The organism is Kitasatospora sp. NBC_01250 (assembly GCF_036226465.1).
GTDB lineage: Bacteria > Actinomycetota > Actinomycetes > Streptomycetales > Streptomycetaceae > Kitasatospora.
Map to the genome: position 1 here is coordinate 7,982,796 of NZ_CP108476.1, position 15,580 is coordinate 7,998,375.

At 73.8% G+C, this 15,580-nt stretch carries 16 protein-coding genes; 9 read left to right on the forward strand and 7 right to left on the reverse strand.

The features are described 5' to 3' along the window. Window positions 1-7 precede the first annotated feature (7 nt). Window positions 8-883 (forward strand): hypothetical protein, encoded by an 876-nt coding sequence (locus OG500_RS33745; RefSeq protein WP_327070639.1) that lies wholly within the window; start codon window positions 8-10, stop codon window positions 881-883. On the opposite strand, the gene OG500_RS33750 is transcribed toward OG500_RS33745, so the two are convergent. Further along, window positions 804-3,194 carry an alpha-N-acetylglucosaminidase gene (locus OG500_RS33750; RefSeq protein WP_329585774.1) on the reverse strand — a complete coding sequence of 797 codons (2,391 nt, stop codon included), beginning with the start codon at window positions 3,192-3,194 and terminating at the stop codon, window positions 804-806. The genes OG500_RS33745 and OG500_RS33750 overlap by 80 nt on opposite strands. A 339-nt stretch (window positions 3,195-3,533) precedes the next feature. Between OG500_RS33750 and OG500_RS33755 the strand changes: the two genes are divergently transcribed. Beyond that, the gene (locus OG500_RS33755; RefSeq protein WP_329585777.1) at window positions 3,534-4,181 is read left to right on the forward strand and encodes a LysE family translocator; all 648 of its coding nucleotides are present in this window, start codon (window positions 3,534-3,536) and stop codon (window positions 4,179-4,181) included. A 110-nt stretch (window positions 4,182-4,291) separates the two neighbouring features. Here the strand turns inward: OG500_RS33755 and OG500_RS33760 are convergent, their stop codons facing one another. After that, window positions 4,292-5,017 (reverse strand): FMN-dependent NADH-azoreductase, encoded by a 726-nt coding sequence (locus tag OG500_RS33760; RefSeq protein ID WP_327070642.1) that lies wholly within the window; start codon window positions 5,015-5,017, stop codon window positions 4,292-4,294. A gap of 74 nt (window positions 5,018-5,091) precedes the next feature. Here OG500_RS33760 and OG500_RS33765 point away from each other — a divergent pair, with 74 nt between their 5' ends. The 3 genes from OG500_RS33765 (at window position 5,092) to OG500_RS33775 (ending at window position 8,243) form a co-directional block, all read left to right on the forward strand. Then, entirely contained in the window at window positions 5,092-6,003 is a 912-nt protein-coding gene (locus tag OG500_RS33765) for a sigma-70 family RNA polymerase sigma factor (protein WP_329585780.1), read from the forward strand. A 232-nt stretch (window positions 6,004-6,235) separates the two neighbouring features. Next, on the forward strand, window positions 6,236-6,475 hold the full coding sequence (locus OG500_RS33770) for a hypothetical protein (protein WP_327070644.1): 240 nt from the start codon (window positions 6,236-6,238) through the stop codon (window positions 6,473-6,475). Window positions 6,476-6,800: 325 nt separating this feature from the next. Then, window positions 6,801-8,243, forward strand: a complete 1,443-nt coding sequence (locus tag OG500_RS33775) for an alkaline phosphatase family protein (protein ID WP_329585784.1) — start codon at window positions 6,801-6,803, stop codon at window positions 8,241-8,243. Between the two features lie 65 nt (window positions 8,244-8,308). Here the strand turns inward: OG500_RS33775 and OG500_RS33780 are convergent, their stop codons facing one another. After that, complete coding sequence (locus tag OG500_RS33780; protein WP_329585787.1) at window positions 8,309-8,827, reverse strand: MarR family winged helix-turn-helix transcriptional regulator; 519 nt, start codon at window positions 8,825-8,827, stop codon at window positions 8,309-8,311. A gap of 68 nt (window positions 8,828-8,895) precedes the next feature. Then, a complete protein-coding gene (locus tag OG500_RS33785) occupies window positions 8,896-9,462 on the reverse strand; it encodes an isochorismatase family protein (RefSeq protein ID WP_327070647.1) in 567 nt (188 codons plus the stop codon). A gap of 185 nt (window positions 9,463-9,647) precedes the next feature. On the opposite strand from OG500_RS33785, the gene OG500_RS33790 reads away from it, so the two are divergent. From OG500_RS33790 to OG500_RS33800, 3 genes are all read left to right on the forward strand, one after another. Further along, window positions 9,648-10,847 carry a cytochrome P450 gene (locus tag OG500_RS33790; protein ID WP_327070648.1) on the forward strand — a complete coding sequence of 400 codons (1,200 nt, stop codon included), beginning with the start codon at window positions 9,648-9,650 and terminating at the stop codon, window positions 10,845-10,847. 107 nt (window positions 10,848-10,954) lie between these two features. Next, window positions 10,955-11,152 carry a ferredoxin gene (locus tag OG500_RS33795; protein ID WP_327070649.1) on the forward strand — a complete coding sequence of 66 codons (198 nt, stop codon included), beginning with the start codon at window positions 10,955-10,957 and terminating at the stop codon, window positions 11,150-11,152. Continuing rightward, window positions 11,149-12,345 (forward strand): NAD(P)/FAD-dependent oxidoreductase, encoded by a 1,197-nt coding sequence (locus OG500_RS33800; protein WP_327070650.1) that lies wholly within the window; start codon window positions 11,149-11,151, stop codon window positions 12,343-12,345. The genes OG500_RS33795 and OG500_RS33800 overlap by 4 nt, the downstream gene beginning before the upstream one ends. Window positions 12,346-12,414: 69 nt before the next feature. Here OG500_RS33800 and OG500_RS33805 read toward each other — a convergent pair whose 3' ends face one another. Both OG500_RS33805 and OG500_RS33810 read right to left on the reverse strand, forming a co-directional pair. Beyond that, window positions 12,415-12,687 (reverse strand): DUF2087 domain-containing protein, encoded by a 273-nt coding sequence (locus tag OG500_RS33805; protein ID WP_327070651.1) that lies wholly within the window; start codon window positions 12,685-12,687, stop codon window positions 12,415-12,417. A gap of 98 nt (window positions 12,688-12,785) precedes the next feature. Then, complete coding sequence (locus OG500_RS33810) at window positions 12,786-13,541, reverse strand: metallophosphoesterase (protein WP_329585793.1); 756 nt, start codon at window positions 13,539-13,541, stop codon at window positions 12,786-12,788. A gap of 74 nt (window positions 13,542-13,615) precedes the next feature. On the opposite strand from OG500_RS33810, the gene pdxR reads away from it, so the two are divergent. Continuing rightward, the gene (gene pdxR / locus OG500_RS33815) at window positions 13,616-15,079 is read left to right on the forward strand and encodes a MocR-like pyridoxine biosynthesis transcription factor PdxR (protein WP_329585796.1); all 1,464 of its coding nucleotides are present in this window, start codon (window positions 13,616-13,618) and stop codon (window positions 15,077-15,079) included. On the opposite strand, the gene OG500_RS33820 is transcribed toward pdxR, so the two are convergent. Beyond that, a complete protein-coding gene (locus OG500_RS33820) occupies window positions 15,054-15,515 on the reverse strand; it encodes an ASCH domain-containing protein (protein ID WP_327070654.1) in 462 nt (153 codons plus the stop codon). The genes pdxR and OG500_RS33820 overlap by 26 nt on opposite strands. Window positions 15,516-15,580 lie beyond the last annotated feature (65 nt).

Here is a 15,580-nt window from a genome sequence, read left to right on the forward strand (position 1 = left end):
CCCGCGGATGTGGCGGGGGTTTCGTGAGTGGTTGCTCGGCGCGGCCGACCAGGAGGTGCGGGCGCTCGACCAGGCACCCGGGATCGAGCCCGAACGGCTCCAGGAACTGCGGTACACCGAACCCGCGTTGATGCTCAGCGTCGAGCAGCTCTACGTCGCCGCGCAGCGCGCCTTCGAGCGCCGCACCCGCGAGGCCGTCGCCGAGGACCTGCTGCGCGCGCTGGCCGCCGTCGCCGGCGGGGCGGGCACCGACCGGCTGGACGCGGCGGCGGCCTCGGCCGACGCCCGTCTCGCGGTCGACAGCGCGATCGCCGGGGCGCGGGGCCTGAACACCGGGGTGGCCTGCGGGTTCATGATCAGCCCGGTGGTGCTGCTGGTGGTGCTGCTCCTCGGCCGGTGGGCGCCCCGGCTCTTCGGCGCCACCCTCGGCTGCCCCGAGCAGCAGGCGCTGCTGCACGCGCTGGTCTGCTTCGCGGGCGGGGCGATGGGCGCCGTCTTCAGCGTGATCATCCGGCTGCGCGACTCCGCCCACCTGAGCCGGCGCCGGCCCGGGCACGGCGATCTGCTGGCCGATCCGGTGCAGTGGTCCCGGACGCTGCGTCAGGAGGGCTGGTACCGGGTGGTGGTGGGCTGGTTCCTGGCCACCTCGCTCTTCCTGCTGATCAACGGCGGCATCCTCAGCATCCTGACCCCGCCCGCCGCCCCGGTCGACCTGTGCGCCCCCGGACCGCTCTCGGCGGCCGGGCACGACGCGCTGATCAAGGCCTGGTTCTACTGGGGCGGCATCGGTTTCCTGGCCGGGCTCAACGAGCGCTGGGCCCACGGCCTGCTGCGCCAGGCCGCGGCACCGCGCCCGGAGCCGGGGTCGCGCCGGGACGGCTGATCCGCTCCGCTGCGGCGGAGTCGGCCAGAGTCGCGGCCACCGTCCGGGCGAGCGCGACCGGGTCGCCGGTCGGCTCGGTGGCGGTCGGCTCGGTCGGCTCGGTGGTGCCGGTGCCGGTGCCGGTGCCGGTGCCGATGGTGGCGGTGGCGGTGGCGTCGTCCGTGCTCCGGTGCGCCCAGGCGTCGTCGAGCGCGTACCAGTCGAGCGCTGCCGGCTCGCCGCCGTTCGCCAACGCGGCGTCCAGGGAGGCGAAGTAGGCGCTCCAGCGCTGCGCGTAGAGGCCCGTGAGCAGTCCGGACCACTCGCGGTTGGCGTAGTCGTGCAACTGGCCGTCCTCGCTCGGGCCGTGGTCGCCCCAGGTGGTGAGGATCGACCGGGCGTCGTACTCCAGTTGCCCGCGCTCGCTGGCGTCGGCGCCCCAGGAGCGGGCCTCGGCCAGCCAGCGCCCGAGCAGGAAGCGGGCATCACTGGCGAGGAGTCGGTCCAGCAGGAGCTCGTCGTCGTGCCACCGCCCGGTCAGCGCCCCGAAGGCGGCCCGGTCCCCGGTCGCGTACGCCGCGGCGATCCGCGGCAGCAGCTCCCTGGCCTGGTTGCCGAGCGCCTGGCGGGCGACGTTCACCAGGTCGAACCGGTAGGCGTCGCAGCCCTGTTGGGCGGGCGCGACCTGGAGCAGCTGGTCCAGCGCCGCGCGCACCGAGTCGGCGGGGTAGCGCATCGCGGTGGGGCTCCAGGTCGCGGCGGTGGCGGCCGTCAGGCTCGGGCGGGCGGCGAACAGGCCGTCCTGCGGCTCGCTCCAACCGTCGGCGGGCATGCTGTACGGACCCTGGCGCAGCAGCTCCCAGGCCGCCGCGGCATGCGGATCCGGACCGCCGTAGCGCCGGGCGGCGTAGTCGGCGAACCAGGCGCGCTGGTCGATCGGCCCCTGCTGCCAGGCCAGTTCGGTGAAGAGCTCGAAGGCGGCCGGATCGCCGCCGGTGGCCTCGGGCAGGTAGGCGATGCCGCGCAGGGCGCTGCCGGCAGCGGTCAGCTGCTGCTGGAACCGGCTCACCCAGGCGGCGGTGTTGGCGCCGATGCTGGTGTGGCCGCCGAAGTTGTCGATCGTTCCGAAGGCGTACGGTGTGCCGCGCCACTGCCGGTCGCGGTCGAGCTGCCCCTGCGGGTAGCGGTCGGCCAGACCGTCCAGGATCAGCAGACCGCTCCGGTCGACGCCGTCCAGCAGGGCGGCACTCGGGTTGTCCTGCCAGCCGAGGATCACCCAGGTCGCGCCCGGGTGCGCCGCCCGCAGGGCGTCCTGCACCGCGCCGGCGGCCCGGCTCGCGTCGACCGGGCCGAGCACGCCGCCCTCGTGCAGCAGGTCCATCTTGTACATCGTGCTGTCGCCGAACCGCTCGCGCTGGGCGCGGTAGTAGGCCGCGGCGAGCCGGTCGAAGACCGGGCCGGTCGGGTCGAGCCAGTCGGGGCGCGCGAACCCCACCCACGAGCCCTGCGGTACCACCCGCGCCCCCGGATTGCGCTCGGCGAAGCCCGGCGGCACGGTGCCGAAGAAACCGGGCAGCACCGGCGTCATGCCCAACGCCCGCAACTGGTCCGCGATTTCGCGGCCAAGCGCGGCTCGGGCGTCGAGCAGCCGGGCCGACTCCGGACCGCCGAAGGCCGCCATGTTCTGCAACAGCCACCAGCTCTGGTGCGCGGGCGCCGGGATCCAGGCGCGCAACTCCTCCTCGCCGTAACCGAACTGCTGCAGCGCCCGGTGGTAGGCCCACTCCGCGCCGGTCTGCACGAACACCTCGTTGACCCCGTGCAGGGCCAGCAGGTCGATCTCGTGCTGGTAGGCGGCGAAGTCGCGATACGGGCCCGAATAGCCGGCGTCGGTGTCATTGAGCGCGTACCGGTGCGGCACCGTCGCCGCCCGGCTGACGGTGCCGCCCACGGCGGGCAGCGTGGCGGGCAGCCGGCCGAGACTGTCACCGGGCCAGCCGAGGTCCACCTTGGCGACCTGTTCCAGGTACCACCCGACGCCGCTCAGCAGGGTCGCCCCCGAGGTACCCCGGACCTCGACGGGCTCCGGGCCGCCGCCGCTGACCGCGAAGGAGTCGCCCGCGGTTCCCCTGGCCACGGGCACCAGCCGGAACCGGTCGGCCCGGCCGGGCAGCAGGCGTCGCAGACTCGCCTGGGCGGGCGCGGCGTCGAAGGGCACGACGGCTGCGGGCCCGGCGGTGACTGCGGCGGCCGGCGGCGCGGCGCCGGCCGCCGGGGGGAGGCAGCAGCCCAGCAGCGCCGCTGCCAGCAGGGCGGTGGCCCGACGTCGCATTGCACGCACCTCGTGTCGTGGATCAGTCACCGAACGTGATGGCGATCATGACACTGCGCACGCTCCGCCCGGCGCAGGCACAGCGGGACGCAACCGACCGGGACGCGGCCACCACGCCTGCTTCGCTGCGCTCGCCTGCCGCCGACGGCTGCCTCGCCAGGTCTCCGTGCGGCGGAGAGTGCGCCAGTACGAGTCCCGTGACCTGGATGAACTCGCCTCGTAATGCTCGTAGTTGAGTGACGGCCACGGCAGGTCGCTGCTCACCGGGGGCCTGGTTCGGCTACCGCTGGGACACCCGCCCTCGTAACCCCCGCATCCGTTGATCTACGCTGACCGCACATGGGAACCGTGACAACTTTCTGGTCCTTCGCCGTGGTCGTGGGTCTGCTGACCCTGACTCCCGGTCTCGATACCGCGCTGATCCTCCGCACAGCCGCGCTGGGGCGACGCCGTGAGGCATGGGGAGTCGTGCTCGGTATCCAGACGGGAACCCTGGCTTGGGGAACCTTGAGTTCCCTCGGCGTCACGGCCCTGCTCGCGGCCTCGCGCACCGCCTACGACGCCGTACGCCTGGCCGGTGCCGCGTACCTGCTGTGGATGGGCGCGCTGATGCTGTGGAACAGCCTGCGCCGACGCCATGGCGCGGTCGAGCCCGACCCCGCCGAGGAGAAGCCGGCGGGCCCGGCTGCCGGGCTGCTGTCGGGCTGGCGGCGCGGGGCACTGACAAACGTGCTCAACCCCAAGATGGGCGTGTTCTACGTCGCCGTCCTGCCGCAGTTCATCCCGGCCGGCGCGCCGCACCTGGCCATGGGCGTGGCCCTGACCTGCGTGCACGTCGCAGAGGGGCTGATCTGGTCGTCAGTCCTGGTGGCCTTCGCCCATGTGCTCCGCAGCTGGTTGAGGCGGCCGGTGGCGCAGCGGGTCCTCGACCGGCTCACCGGCACGGTCGTCATTGGCTTCGGCGTGAAGCTGGCCATCGGGGACTGACCCTGGATGTCCAGCCGGAGGGTGGCCGGCCTTCGCCTGGATAGGAGCGGAGCAGATCCTGGCGAAGGACGGCCGACGCCATAGGGCCTCGTGCGGGTCGTGCCGGTCGGTCAGGCGAGCGCTGTCGCCGGCCGGCGTGGGGTGGCGGTGGCGGTGGCGAGGGACAGGAGTTGGTCGCGGGCGGCGGTCAGGGAGTCTGTCGCGAGGTCGGTGAACCGGGCGAGGTCGGGCATGGCTGCGGCGCGGGTGAGTTCGGCGTGGACGAAGTACAGGTTCTCCTCGCGGATGCCGAGGTCGCCGAAGTACATCCGCAGGTAGGGCGCCTGGTGGTCGAAGGGCTCGCGGGGGGTGCCGGGGCCGTAGCCGCCGCCGCGGGCGGTGGCGATGACCACGCGGGTGTCGCGCAGCAGGTGTTCGCCGGTCCGGGGGGCGGTGTAGGCGCCGGGGAAGGAGATCCGTTCGATCCAGGCCTTGAGGGCGGCGGGCACCGTGAAGTTGTACATCGGGACGCCGAGCAGCAGGGTGTCCGCGGCCAGCACCTCCTCGACGAGCGGCAGGGTCAGGGCCCACTCCTGCTGCTCCGAGGCGTCCTGGGCCTGCGCCGCCACCTCGGCCGGCGGCACGGTGCCCTGCTCGGCCAGGCGCCGGCCGAGGGTGACGAAGCCGGGGCCCAGCAGCGGCACGGGGTCCGCGGCCAGGTCGCGGTAGCGGTAGCCGGCCGTGCCGTGCTGCTCGCGCCAGGTGTCCGCGAACAACGAGGTCAGCTGTCGGCTGACCGAGGGGCCGTTGGGGCCGGCGGTTGCGTCCAGGTGCAGCAGGGACGGGGTGTGGTTCATGGCTCTCTCCTGTCACTTCGGCGCGATAGCGCACGTCATACGGGTAGACGGAGTGGGCCGAGGAAAGGTGACCGATGCACGGCACGCGTGGCGGGTACGGCGAGCACGAGGAGCTGGCCAGGCGGTTCGAGGAGCAGCGCGACCGGCTGCGTGCGGTCGCCCACCGGCTGCTGGGGTCGGCGAGCGAGGCGGAGGACGCCGTCCAGGAGGCCTGGCTGCGGCTGGGCCGGGTGGACGGGTCCCAGGTGGAGAACCTGCCTGCCTGGCTGCGGACGGTGGTCTCGCGGATCTGCCTGGACCTGCTGCGCTCGCGCGTGGCGCGCCGCGAGGAGCTGGTCGGGCAGCAGCCGCCGGACCAGCCCTGGGAGGACGGTGCCGGGCAGGGCGCGGACCCGGAGCAGGAGACGCTGCTGGTGGAGTCGGTGGGCCGCGCCCTGCTCGTGGTGCTGGACCGGCTGGGCCCGGCCGAGCGGGTCGCCTTCGTGCTGCACGACATGTTCGCCGTCCCGTTCGAGCAGATCGCGCCGATCGTGGAGCGCACCCCGGTCGCCACCAAGAAGCTGGCCAGCCGGGCGCGCCACCGGGTGCACGGCGTGCCCGTGCGGCCCGCCGGGGAGCTGGCCGGGCACCGGCGGGTGGTCGAGGCGTTCCTGGCCGCCTCGCGCGGCGGCGACCTGGCGGGGCTGCTCGCGGTGCTGGCCCCCGATGTGGTGCGCCGGGCGGACCCGGCCGCCCTGCCGGCGGGAGTGGCGCTGCAGTCGCGCGGGGCGCGGGCGGTGGCCGCCGAGACGCTGGTCTTCGGGCGCCGGGCCCGGTGGGCCGCGCCGGCCCTGGTCGACGGGGCGGTGGGCGTGGTGGTCGCGCCGGGCGGCCGGCTGGTGCTCGCCCTCGCCGTCACGGTCGTGGGGGAGCGGATCGCGGCCTACGAGGTGATCGCGGACCCGGCGCGGCTGGCCCGGCTCGAGCTGGCCGTGCTCGGGGACTGATGGCTGGCGGGAGGCGGGAGGCGGGAGGCGGGAGGCGGGAGACAGGAGGCGAGGGACGGGAGGCGAGGGGCGGGAAGCGGGAGGCGGCGGACGGCCGGAGCGGCGGTTCGGTGCGGCCGGAGGCACGATGGAACGAGGCCGTCCGGCCGGCGGCCTGGTTCCAACAGGCACGGAGGTGGTTGCGGTGGCAGCGGGCACTGGTGAGTCGCCGAGGGCGTCGGGATCCTCGGCCGTGGTGCATCCGATACGTGATCTGCTGCACGGGCTGTACGAGATGCGCCCGATGACGGTCTGGATCCTGGTGGGTTTCTCGATGGGACTGGGCCTGGTCGGCGCGCAGGTGACCACCCCGTGGCTGCTGGCGCTCTTCTCCGTGTTCTGGGGTGTGACGGTGCTGGCGATCCTGCTCCTGGTGGCCCGCAGTCTGGTGGAGCGGGGGAGCCACCACGGGCCGCGTCGCATGGCGCACTGAGAACAGGAGGCCGGGAGTAGGTCACTGAGAGTGAGGGGCTGACCCGGCCGACGGTGGGCCGCGTGGGCCCGGGCGTTTCACGAGGAACGCCCGGGCCCCGCGGCCCACCGTCGTGCTGTCCGGAAGACGCTGTCCGGAGCACTCTCCCCGGAGCACGCTGTCCGGAACACTCCGTACCGTTCCTGTCCGGCCGGGCACCGGACGTTCGCAGCCTGTTCACCGTATGCCGGCGACGCAACGCCTGACATGTGCGGCAGAGTCGTCCCGGACCGGTCGAACCATCTTCCGTGGCACAGCGAGGAACTGACGGAGAGGCAGGAACCCCATGTCCGGATTGACCCGACGCAGGCTGCTCGGTGCGGCGGCCGGTGTGGCCGGGGGCGCGGCGGCGATGACGCTGCTGCCGCCGAGTGTGCAGCAGGCGGTGGCGGCCGGGGTGCCCCGGCGCGGCTCACTGCGCGACGTGGAGCACGTGGTCCTGCTGATGCAGGAGAACCGTTCGTTCGACCACTACTTCGGCACCCTGTCCGGTGTCCGCGGCTTCAACGACCGGAACGCGCTGCGCCTGGACAACGGCCGCTCGGTCTTCTACCAGCCGGACAGCGTCAACCCGGACGGCTACCTGCTGCCGTTCCACCTGGACACCCGCACCACCAGTGCCCAGGCGATCCCGTCCACCAGCCACGCCTGGGCGGTGCAGCACCAGGCCTGGAACGGCGGCAGGATGGACCAGTGGCTGCCGGCCCACCGGGCCGCGGACGGCGTCAACGGGCCCTACGTGATGGGCTATTACACCCGCGACGACATCCCGTTCCAGTTCGCGCTGGCGGAGTCCTTCACTATCTGCGACCACTACTTCTGCTCGGTGCAGGGCCCGACCTGGCCCAACCGCCTGTACTGGATGACGGGTTCGATCGACCCGGACGGCACCGGCGGCGGCCCGATCATCCAGAACGCCGCGCCCACGCCGCTGACCTGGACCACCTACGCCGAGCAACTGGAGGCGGCGGGGGTGAGCTGGAAGGTCTACCAGGAGGCCGACAACTACGGCACTGACGTGCTCTCGCTGTTCGCCAGCTTCCAGAACGCCAAGCCGGGCGACCCGCTGTACGACAAGGGCATGACGGCGCAGCCGACCGGGACCTTCGAGGACGACGCCCGCAACGGCCGGCTGCCGGCGGTCTCCTGGATCCTGCCGACCAGTTACCAGTCCGAGCACCCGGACTACCTGCCCGCCGCCGGCGCCGACTTCGTCGCCTCGAAGATCGAGGCGATCGCCAGCAACCCGGAGCTCTGGGCGAAGACCGTCTTCATCCTCAACTACGACGAGAACGACGGCCTGTTCGACCATGTGGCCCCGCCGGTGCCGGACGACCCGGACACCGAGGGCGAGTTCATCCAGGGGCTGCCGATCGGCGGCGGTTTCCGGGTCCCGTGCATCATCGTCTCGCCGTGGACGGTGGGCGGCTGGGTCGCCTCGGAGGCCTTCGACCACACCTCGGTGCTGCAGTTCCTGGAGCGGTTCACCGGGGTCACCGCGGCCAACGTCACCGACTGGCGGCGGCAGACCTTCGGCGACCTCACCTCCGCCTTCCAGTTCCGTACCGGCACCTCGCGGGCGCCCAAGCTGCCCGGCACCGCCGCCCAGCTCGCGCTGGCCGAGCAGGAGGTGGCCACCAACCCGAAGCCGACGCTGCCCGGTGCCGCCCAGCAGTTCCCGCGCCAGGAGCCCGGTCACCGCCACCACGTGCCGCCGCAGCGCGGCTGATCCCGATCCCCGGCAGCGTGGCCGCCCGGCATCGTGCCGGGGCGGCCACCGCACCTCACCGGCGCTCAGGCGCCGGGCGAGGCGGCGTCGGGGGGCGCCGTCCCGGGCAGCAGTTCGCTGCGCCACTTGCGTGCGTAGCGCTCCACCAGGTGCCGCAGCACGGTCACCGTGGTGGCCACGTCCGGCGCGGGGATGCCGTCGAGTGCGTTCACCAGGCTGGTGATGTTGGCCTGTTTCAGACGGTCGAGCATGTCCTGCCCCTCGTCCGTGAGGGCCACCTGGCGGGCCCGGCGGTCGAGCGCGTCGGGTGTGCGCTCCACCAGCCGCTGGGCCTGCAGCCGGTCGATCTGGCGGGTGACGTGGGAGGGCTCGACCATCATCCAGGCGGCCAGGTCACCCACCCGGCTGGCCTCGGTGGCCTCGGCGAGCGCGCGCAGCAGGTAGATGTCCGAGCGGGCGGCGGTGATGCCGGCCCGCGCGGTCTGGTGCTCGTGCGTCTGCGAACGGGTCAGCAGGTAGGCCATCGAGGCCAGCACCGCCTCCAGTTCCGAGGTGGCGGCCTGATTGTCTGTCGCGTCCGGCATGGGGGAACTTTAGCGAGCCCGCCCCGTGCCCGGTCGCCACTGGCCGGGTTCCGGCCCGGCGTGGGGGCTCAGGCGGGGGAGCCGGCGGTGAAGTCGACGTCGGCGGTGTTGACGGTGCCCGCGGTCCGGCCGGGGGCCGCGTGGTACTGCCAGTACAGGTTGGTGTGGGCGATGACCTGGTCGGGGGAGGGTGCGCCGAACCGTGTCAGGTCCTCGGTGGTGTGGGCGTCGCCGACCAGCGTCGCGTCGTAGCCGCGGGTGATCGCGCCGTGCAGCGTCGAGCGGATGCACGCGTCGGTCTGCGCCCCCGAGACGAAGAGCCGGCCGATGCCGCGGGCAGCGAGCACCGCCTCCAGGTCGGTCTCCTCGAAGGAGTCGCCGTAGGCCTTCTGCACCAGCGCCTCGGTGTCGAGTCGCACCAGCTCGGGCACGTACTGCCAGGTCTCACTGCCCGTCGGCAGCTCGTCGCTGGTGTGCTGGACCCAGACGACGTCGACACCGGCCGCGCGGGCCTTGTCGACCAGTGCGGCGATGTTGCCGATGACGCGGTCGCGGTCGTGCGCCTGGTCCACGACGCCGTTCTGCACGTCGATGACGATCACGGCGCTGTTCGGTCGGTCGGTGAGCGTGCTCATGCTTCCCCCAGATGCGGTTCGTACGGTCCGAACCAGCCTAGCTCTTGACCGGTTTTCGGACAGATTCCGGTCGCACTCGAATGGCTCTTTCGCCACCACGGACCGCGAGTTAGCGTGACGGTGGGTTAGTTGCTTAGGGCATGTAACTGTCCTGGGCGTTATCCGCTCCGAGAAGGGAGCCCACGATGGCCACCGCCGCCTCCACCCCCCACCTCACCGCCCCCGAACCCCGGGGAGCCTGTCCCTTCGCCCCGCCGCCCGCCTACCAGCAGGCCCACCGCGAGGAGCCGATCAGCCGCATCTCGCTCTGGGACGGCTCCACCCCCTGGCTGGTCACCCGCCACGAGGACATCAGGACGGCGCTCGGCGACACCCGCTTCAGCGCCGACGCCACCCGCCCCGGCTTCCCGTTCCTCAGCGCCGGCGCGAAGGAACTGAGCACCGGCCGGCCCACCCTGATCCGGATGGACGACCCGGAGCACTCCCGGCTGCGCCGGATGCTCACCGGCGACTTCATGATCAAGAAGGTCGAGACGCTCCGTCCCGAGATCCAGCGGATCACCGACGACCTGCTCGACCGGATGACCGCCGACCAGTCGACCGCCGACCTGGTGGCCGAGTTCGCGCTGCCGCTGCCGTCCCTGGTCATCTGCCTGCTGCTCGGCGTCCCCTACGAGGACCACGACTTCTTCCAGCAGCGCAGCCGGATCCTGCTGCGCCGCGACTCGGACCCCGGGCTGGTGCGCACCGCCCAGGACGAGCTGGCCGACTACCTGACCAAGCTCACCGAGACCAAGCGCACCGCGCCCGACGACGGCATCCTCAGCCGCCTGCTCGCCCGCGGCGAGCTGACGGTCGACGAGATCGCCACCACCGCACGCCTGTTGCTGATCGCCGGGCACGAGACCACGGCGAACATGACCGCGCTCTCGGTGCTGGCCCTGCTGCGCAACCCCGAGCAGCTGGCCCTGCTGCGCGACCACCCGGAGCAGGCCCCGCACGCGATCGAGGAGCTGCTGCGCTACCTGACCATCGTGCACTCCGGGCTGAGCCGGGTGGTCGCCGAGGACCTGACGCTCGGCGGCGTCGAGATGCGGGCCGGCGAGGGCGTGCTCCTGCTGCTGAACACGGCGAACCGGGACGAGCAGGAGTTCCCGGCGGGCGACGACCTGGACCTGACCCGCGACGCCCGCCGGCACGTGGCGTTCGGCTTCGGCGTCCACCAGTGCCTGGGCCAGCCGCTGGCCCGGCTGGAGCTGCAGGTCGCGCTCACCAGCATCCTGCGCCGGCTGCCCGAACTGCGGCTGGCGGTGCCCTTCGAGGAGCTGCGGTTCCGCCACGAGATGCTCGTCTACGGCCTGCACGAGCTGCCGCTCGCCTGGTGACGGGCCGTCAACAGCTCTGGATCTTCCCGGGGCCGCCTCAGTAGCATCATCAAGTACCAGCCGAAACAGTCAAGTTACGAACAACGTCACGTTCCGAAGGGAAAGCCATGCGCGTCCACATCGACCAGGACAAGTGCTGCGGAGCCGGACACTGCGTGCTCGCGGCGCCGGAGGTCTTCGACCAGCGGGACGAGGACGGCATCGTCGTCCTGCTCGACGCCGAGCCGCCGGCCGAACTCCACCAGGCCGTCCGCGAGGCCGCCGGTGTCTGCCCCGCCGCCGCGATCCGCCTGGAACTGGTGTGACCGCACTGCGCGAGGTGGCCGTGGTCGGCGCCGGCGCGGCGGGGCTGCACGCCGCCGAGGAGCTGCGCCGGGCCGGCTACGACGGCCGCCTCACCCTGATCGGCGCCGAGCCCGAGGCGCCCTACGACCGCCCGCCGCTCTCCAAGCACCTGCTGAGCGGCGCCTGGCAGCCGGACCGGCTGGCACTGCGCGGCCCGGAGGCACTGAGCGAGCTCGACCTCGACCTGCGCCTCGGGGCACGTGCCGAACGCCTGGACCGGCACGAGCGCACCGTGCACCTGGCGGACGGCGGGCGGGTGCGCGCCGAGGCCGTCATCCTGGCCACCGGGGTCAGGGCGCGGCGCCTGCCCGGCGCCACCGGGCCGCTGGCCGGCGCCCACGTGCTGCGCACCCTCGCCGACGCGCTCGCGCTGCGCGAGGAACTGCGGCCGGGGGTACGGCTGCTGGTGGTCGGCGGCGGACTGCTCGGGGCCGAGGCGGCGGCCACCGCGGTCGGCCTCGGCGCGGAGGTGACCTGGCTGGTCTCCACCGCCACGCCGCTGGCCGGCGTGCTGGGCACCGAGACGGCCGCGCTGCTGGCCGATCTGCACCGCGAACACGGGGTGCGGATCCGCCAGGGGGTCGCCGAGCAGGTCACCCGGCAGCAGGACCGGGCCACCGGGGTGCGCCTGGCCGACGGCTGCGAACTGGCGGCCGACGTCGTGCTGATGGCGATCGGCTCGGAACCGGAGACCGGCTGGCTGGCGGGCAGCGGCGTGCCGCTGGAGGACGGTGTGGCCTGCGACGCGTACTGCGCCGCCGGTCCCGGCGTCTGGGCGGCCGGCGACGCCGCCGCCTGGCCCGATCCGGGCAGCGGCCGGCGCCGGCGGGTCGAGCAGCGCACCAACGCCACCGAACAGGCCGTTGCCGCCGTCCACAACCTGCTGGCAGGCCCCGACGGTGACCGCCGGCCGTACGAGCCGGTCCCGTACCTGTGGACCGACCAGTACGGCCTGCGGGTGCAGGCCTTCGGCAGGCCGGCCGGCGCCGACAGCTTCGCGGTGGTCGACGGCAGCCTGGCGGAACGGAAGTTCGCCGCCGCCTGCGTGCGGGACGGGCTGGTCCGCGGGGCGGTCGGGATCGGTGCCGCGCGGGCGCTGCGCACCCTGCGCGCGCAGGTGGCCGCCGGGAGCCCGTGGCCGGCGGAGCAGTGAGGCGCCGGGTGCGCGGCCGGGCGTCATGAGCGTGCGGCAGGACGGTGCGGGTACCGTCCTGCCCCACGCTCACCCGCCGGCGGCCGGGCGCCGGTAGCTGCGGCCGTCCCGGGTGCGGGTGAGCCGGCCGCTCTCCACCAGGTAGCGGCGCAGCGCCGAGCAGTCGTCGTGCACGGTGCGCAGCGCCTCGTTGACCTCGGGCTCGCTGTACTCGCGCGACGGGTCGAAGAAGGTGCCGGCGAGGTGGTCGAGCAGCGCGTCGCGGCGGGCCGCCTTGCGCGGGATCGTCGTCAGCCGGCCGTGCTGGAAGAGGGGGGCCAGGCTCGCGGGCGGTTCGTACATCGGTCTCTCCCTGCACAGGACGGTGCCGTTCGGCGGTCTCCCGGTGAGGCTGCCAGAGCGCAGTGCCCCGGGGCATCCGGTTTTCCACCGCGAGCCGGTCAGGCGTCGATCCACCGGTAATGGGTGGTCAGCCGTCCCCCGTCGTCCAGGACGTGGAAGGCGAGCGCGGGCGGCTGGTCGAGGTGGACGTGGTCCTCGGCGTGGGCCCGGTGCTCCCAGGGGAGCCGGAGGGTGGACACCACGCCCGGTGCCACCAGCAGCGGGCGACCGGCGAAGGTGGTGGCCGCGGGGGTGTGGGCGTGTCCGCACAGGAAGGCCGTGAGGTCGGGGTGGCGCTCCACCAGTGCGCCGAGCCGTTCCGTGCCGAACTGGCGGATGCCGTCGACGAAGGGGGTGTTCAGCGCGGCCGGCGGGTGGTGGAAGCCGACCAGGACGGGCACCCCGGGCGGGGCCTGGGCCAGGACGGACTCCAGCCAGGCCAGCGTCCCGTCCTCCAGGTGACCCTCGTCCTTGCCCGGCACCGAGGAGTCGCACAGCGCGATGACGGCGCCGGCGGTGTGGCGGACCTGGTTGACCGGTGCCGTCGAACCCGGCAGGCCGAGCAGGTGCTGCCGGAAGGCGGTGCGCTCGTCGTGGTTGCCGGGGCAGACCATGACCGGGTGCCGGGAGGTGAGCAGCCGGCGGGCCCGCTCGTACTCGGCGGGCAGCGCGTGGTCGGCGATGTCCCCGGTGACCAGGACCGCGTCCAGGTCGTAGGGGAGGCCTTCGAGGTGGTCCATGACGGCCTTGGCGCGCTCGGTGCTGCGCTGCCCGCTGTCGATGTGGAGGTCGCTGAGGTGGGCGATCACGATCACGGCCGGGGTCCCTTCCGTTGCGGTTTCGACCTCGAACCTAGGGGCCCACCGGACCAGGGATAAGATCCAGTCGCATGCCGAATGATTGGTCCGGTTCCCGGGTCGACCTGCACATCGACCTCGACGCCGCGGGCGGGCGGCGCGCCGGCCTGGAAGCCGCGCTCCGGGCGGCGATCCGCGAGGGACGCCTGCCGGCCGGAACGCTCCTGCCGTCCACCCGCGGGCTGGCCCGGGACCTCGGACTCTCGCGCGGCACGGTCACCGCCGCCTACGACCAACTTGTCGAGGAGGGGCACCTGACCACCCGGCCGGGATCGGGCACCACCGTGGCCGAGGTGCCGCAGCCCGCCCCGGTCCCCGCCCGCCCCGCACCCGCGCCGCCGGCTCCCCGCCACGACCTGCGCCCCGGGCTCCCCGACGTCAGCGCCTTCCCCTCCCGGGCCTGGCTCGCCGCCACGCGCAGGGTCCTGGACCGCGCCCGCCCCGAGGTCTTCGGCGCCGGGGACCCGCAGGGCCGGATCGAGCTGCGCAGCGCGCTCGCCGACTACCTGGGGCGTACCCGGGGCGTGCTCACGACCCCGGACCGCATCGTGATCACCTCCGGCTACTACCAGGGCCTGGGCCTGCTCAGCGGCGTGCTGGCCGCGGCCGGCACCGGCCGGGCAGCCGTGGAGGACCCGGGGCACAACGTCTTCCGCGCGGTGGTCCAGCGCGCCGGACTCACCACCGTCGCCCTGCCCGTCGACGCCCTCGGCGCGCGGGTGGAGGCCCTGAGCCGGGAGACGGGAGCCGTGTTCCTCACCCCCTCGCACCAGTACCCGACCGGCGTCCCGCTGCATCCCGGCCGCCGCCGGACACTGCGCGGGTGGGCACGCGCCACGGGCGGCCTGATCGTCGAGGACGACTACGACGGCGAGTACCGCTACGACCGCCAACCCGTCGGTGCCCTCCAGGGCATCGCTCCCGACCGGACCGTCTACTGCGGCACCGCCTCCAAGACGCTCGGCCCCGCGCTGCGCCTGGCCTGGATGGCGCTGCCGCAGCACCTGGTGCGACCGGTGGTGCGGGCCAAGCAGGACGCCGACCTGTACACCGAGACCCTGGGCCAGCTCGTCCTCGCCGAGCTGATCACCACGCACGCCTACGACCGCCACATCCGCGCCGCCCGCCTGCGCTACCGCCGTCGCCGCGAGCTGCTGCTCGATCGGATCGCCGCCGTCCCCGGGCTCGACGCCCACGGTGTCCCGGCCGGCCTGCACACGCTGCTCACCCTGCCGCCCGAGGGCCCCACCGAGCGCCGGCTGCTGGCCGGGTGTGCCGAGCACGGCCTCGCCCTGCGCGGCCTCACCGAACTCCACCACGACCCCACCGGCCGCCCGCAGGGCCTGCTGGTCGGCTTCGCCGCCCCGTCCGAACGCGCCTACCCGGCCGCCCTCGACACCCTGCTCGCGGTCCTGTCCTCGAACAGCTTCCAGGACAGGCCCGCGCCTGGCGGGAATTGTGAGACACGGCCTAGCAGGACGCGGGCAGCCGGGTGAGCAGGCGGAAGCGCTGGAGCACCACCAGGGTGTCGTCGGCCACGGTGAAGTGCGGGTCACCGAGCGCCTCGCGGACCTCCGCGCCGTGCCAGAACTCCTCGTGGACCGCCCGCCATTCGGCCACCGTGCGGCAGCCCTCGCCCTCGTCCAGCGCGTGCGCCAGGTCCACCTCGCGCAGCGGCACCACGCGCACCTCCGTCAGCTCGATGACGGCGACCGGGCGCGCGGCGGAGTCGATCACCACGGAGCGCTCGCCGACCTGCGGCAGCGCCTCGTTCTCGTGCTCGAAGTCGGCGACCAGGCCGGTGGTGGAGGTCTTGGAGCCGTCGAGGATCGCGGCGACGAGCTGGTCGCGCAGCGGTCCGGGGAAGGCGAACTCGGCCGTGGGCAGGCCCTCGTGGGCGGGAGCGGGAGCGGCGGTGGGGTCGTCGGTCATGGAGTGAGCCTAGGCGGTGCGGTACCCCGGGCGGGTGCCGCACCGCGCGCTCGGCGGCGGGCGCC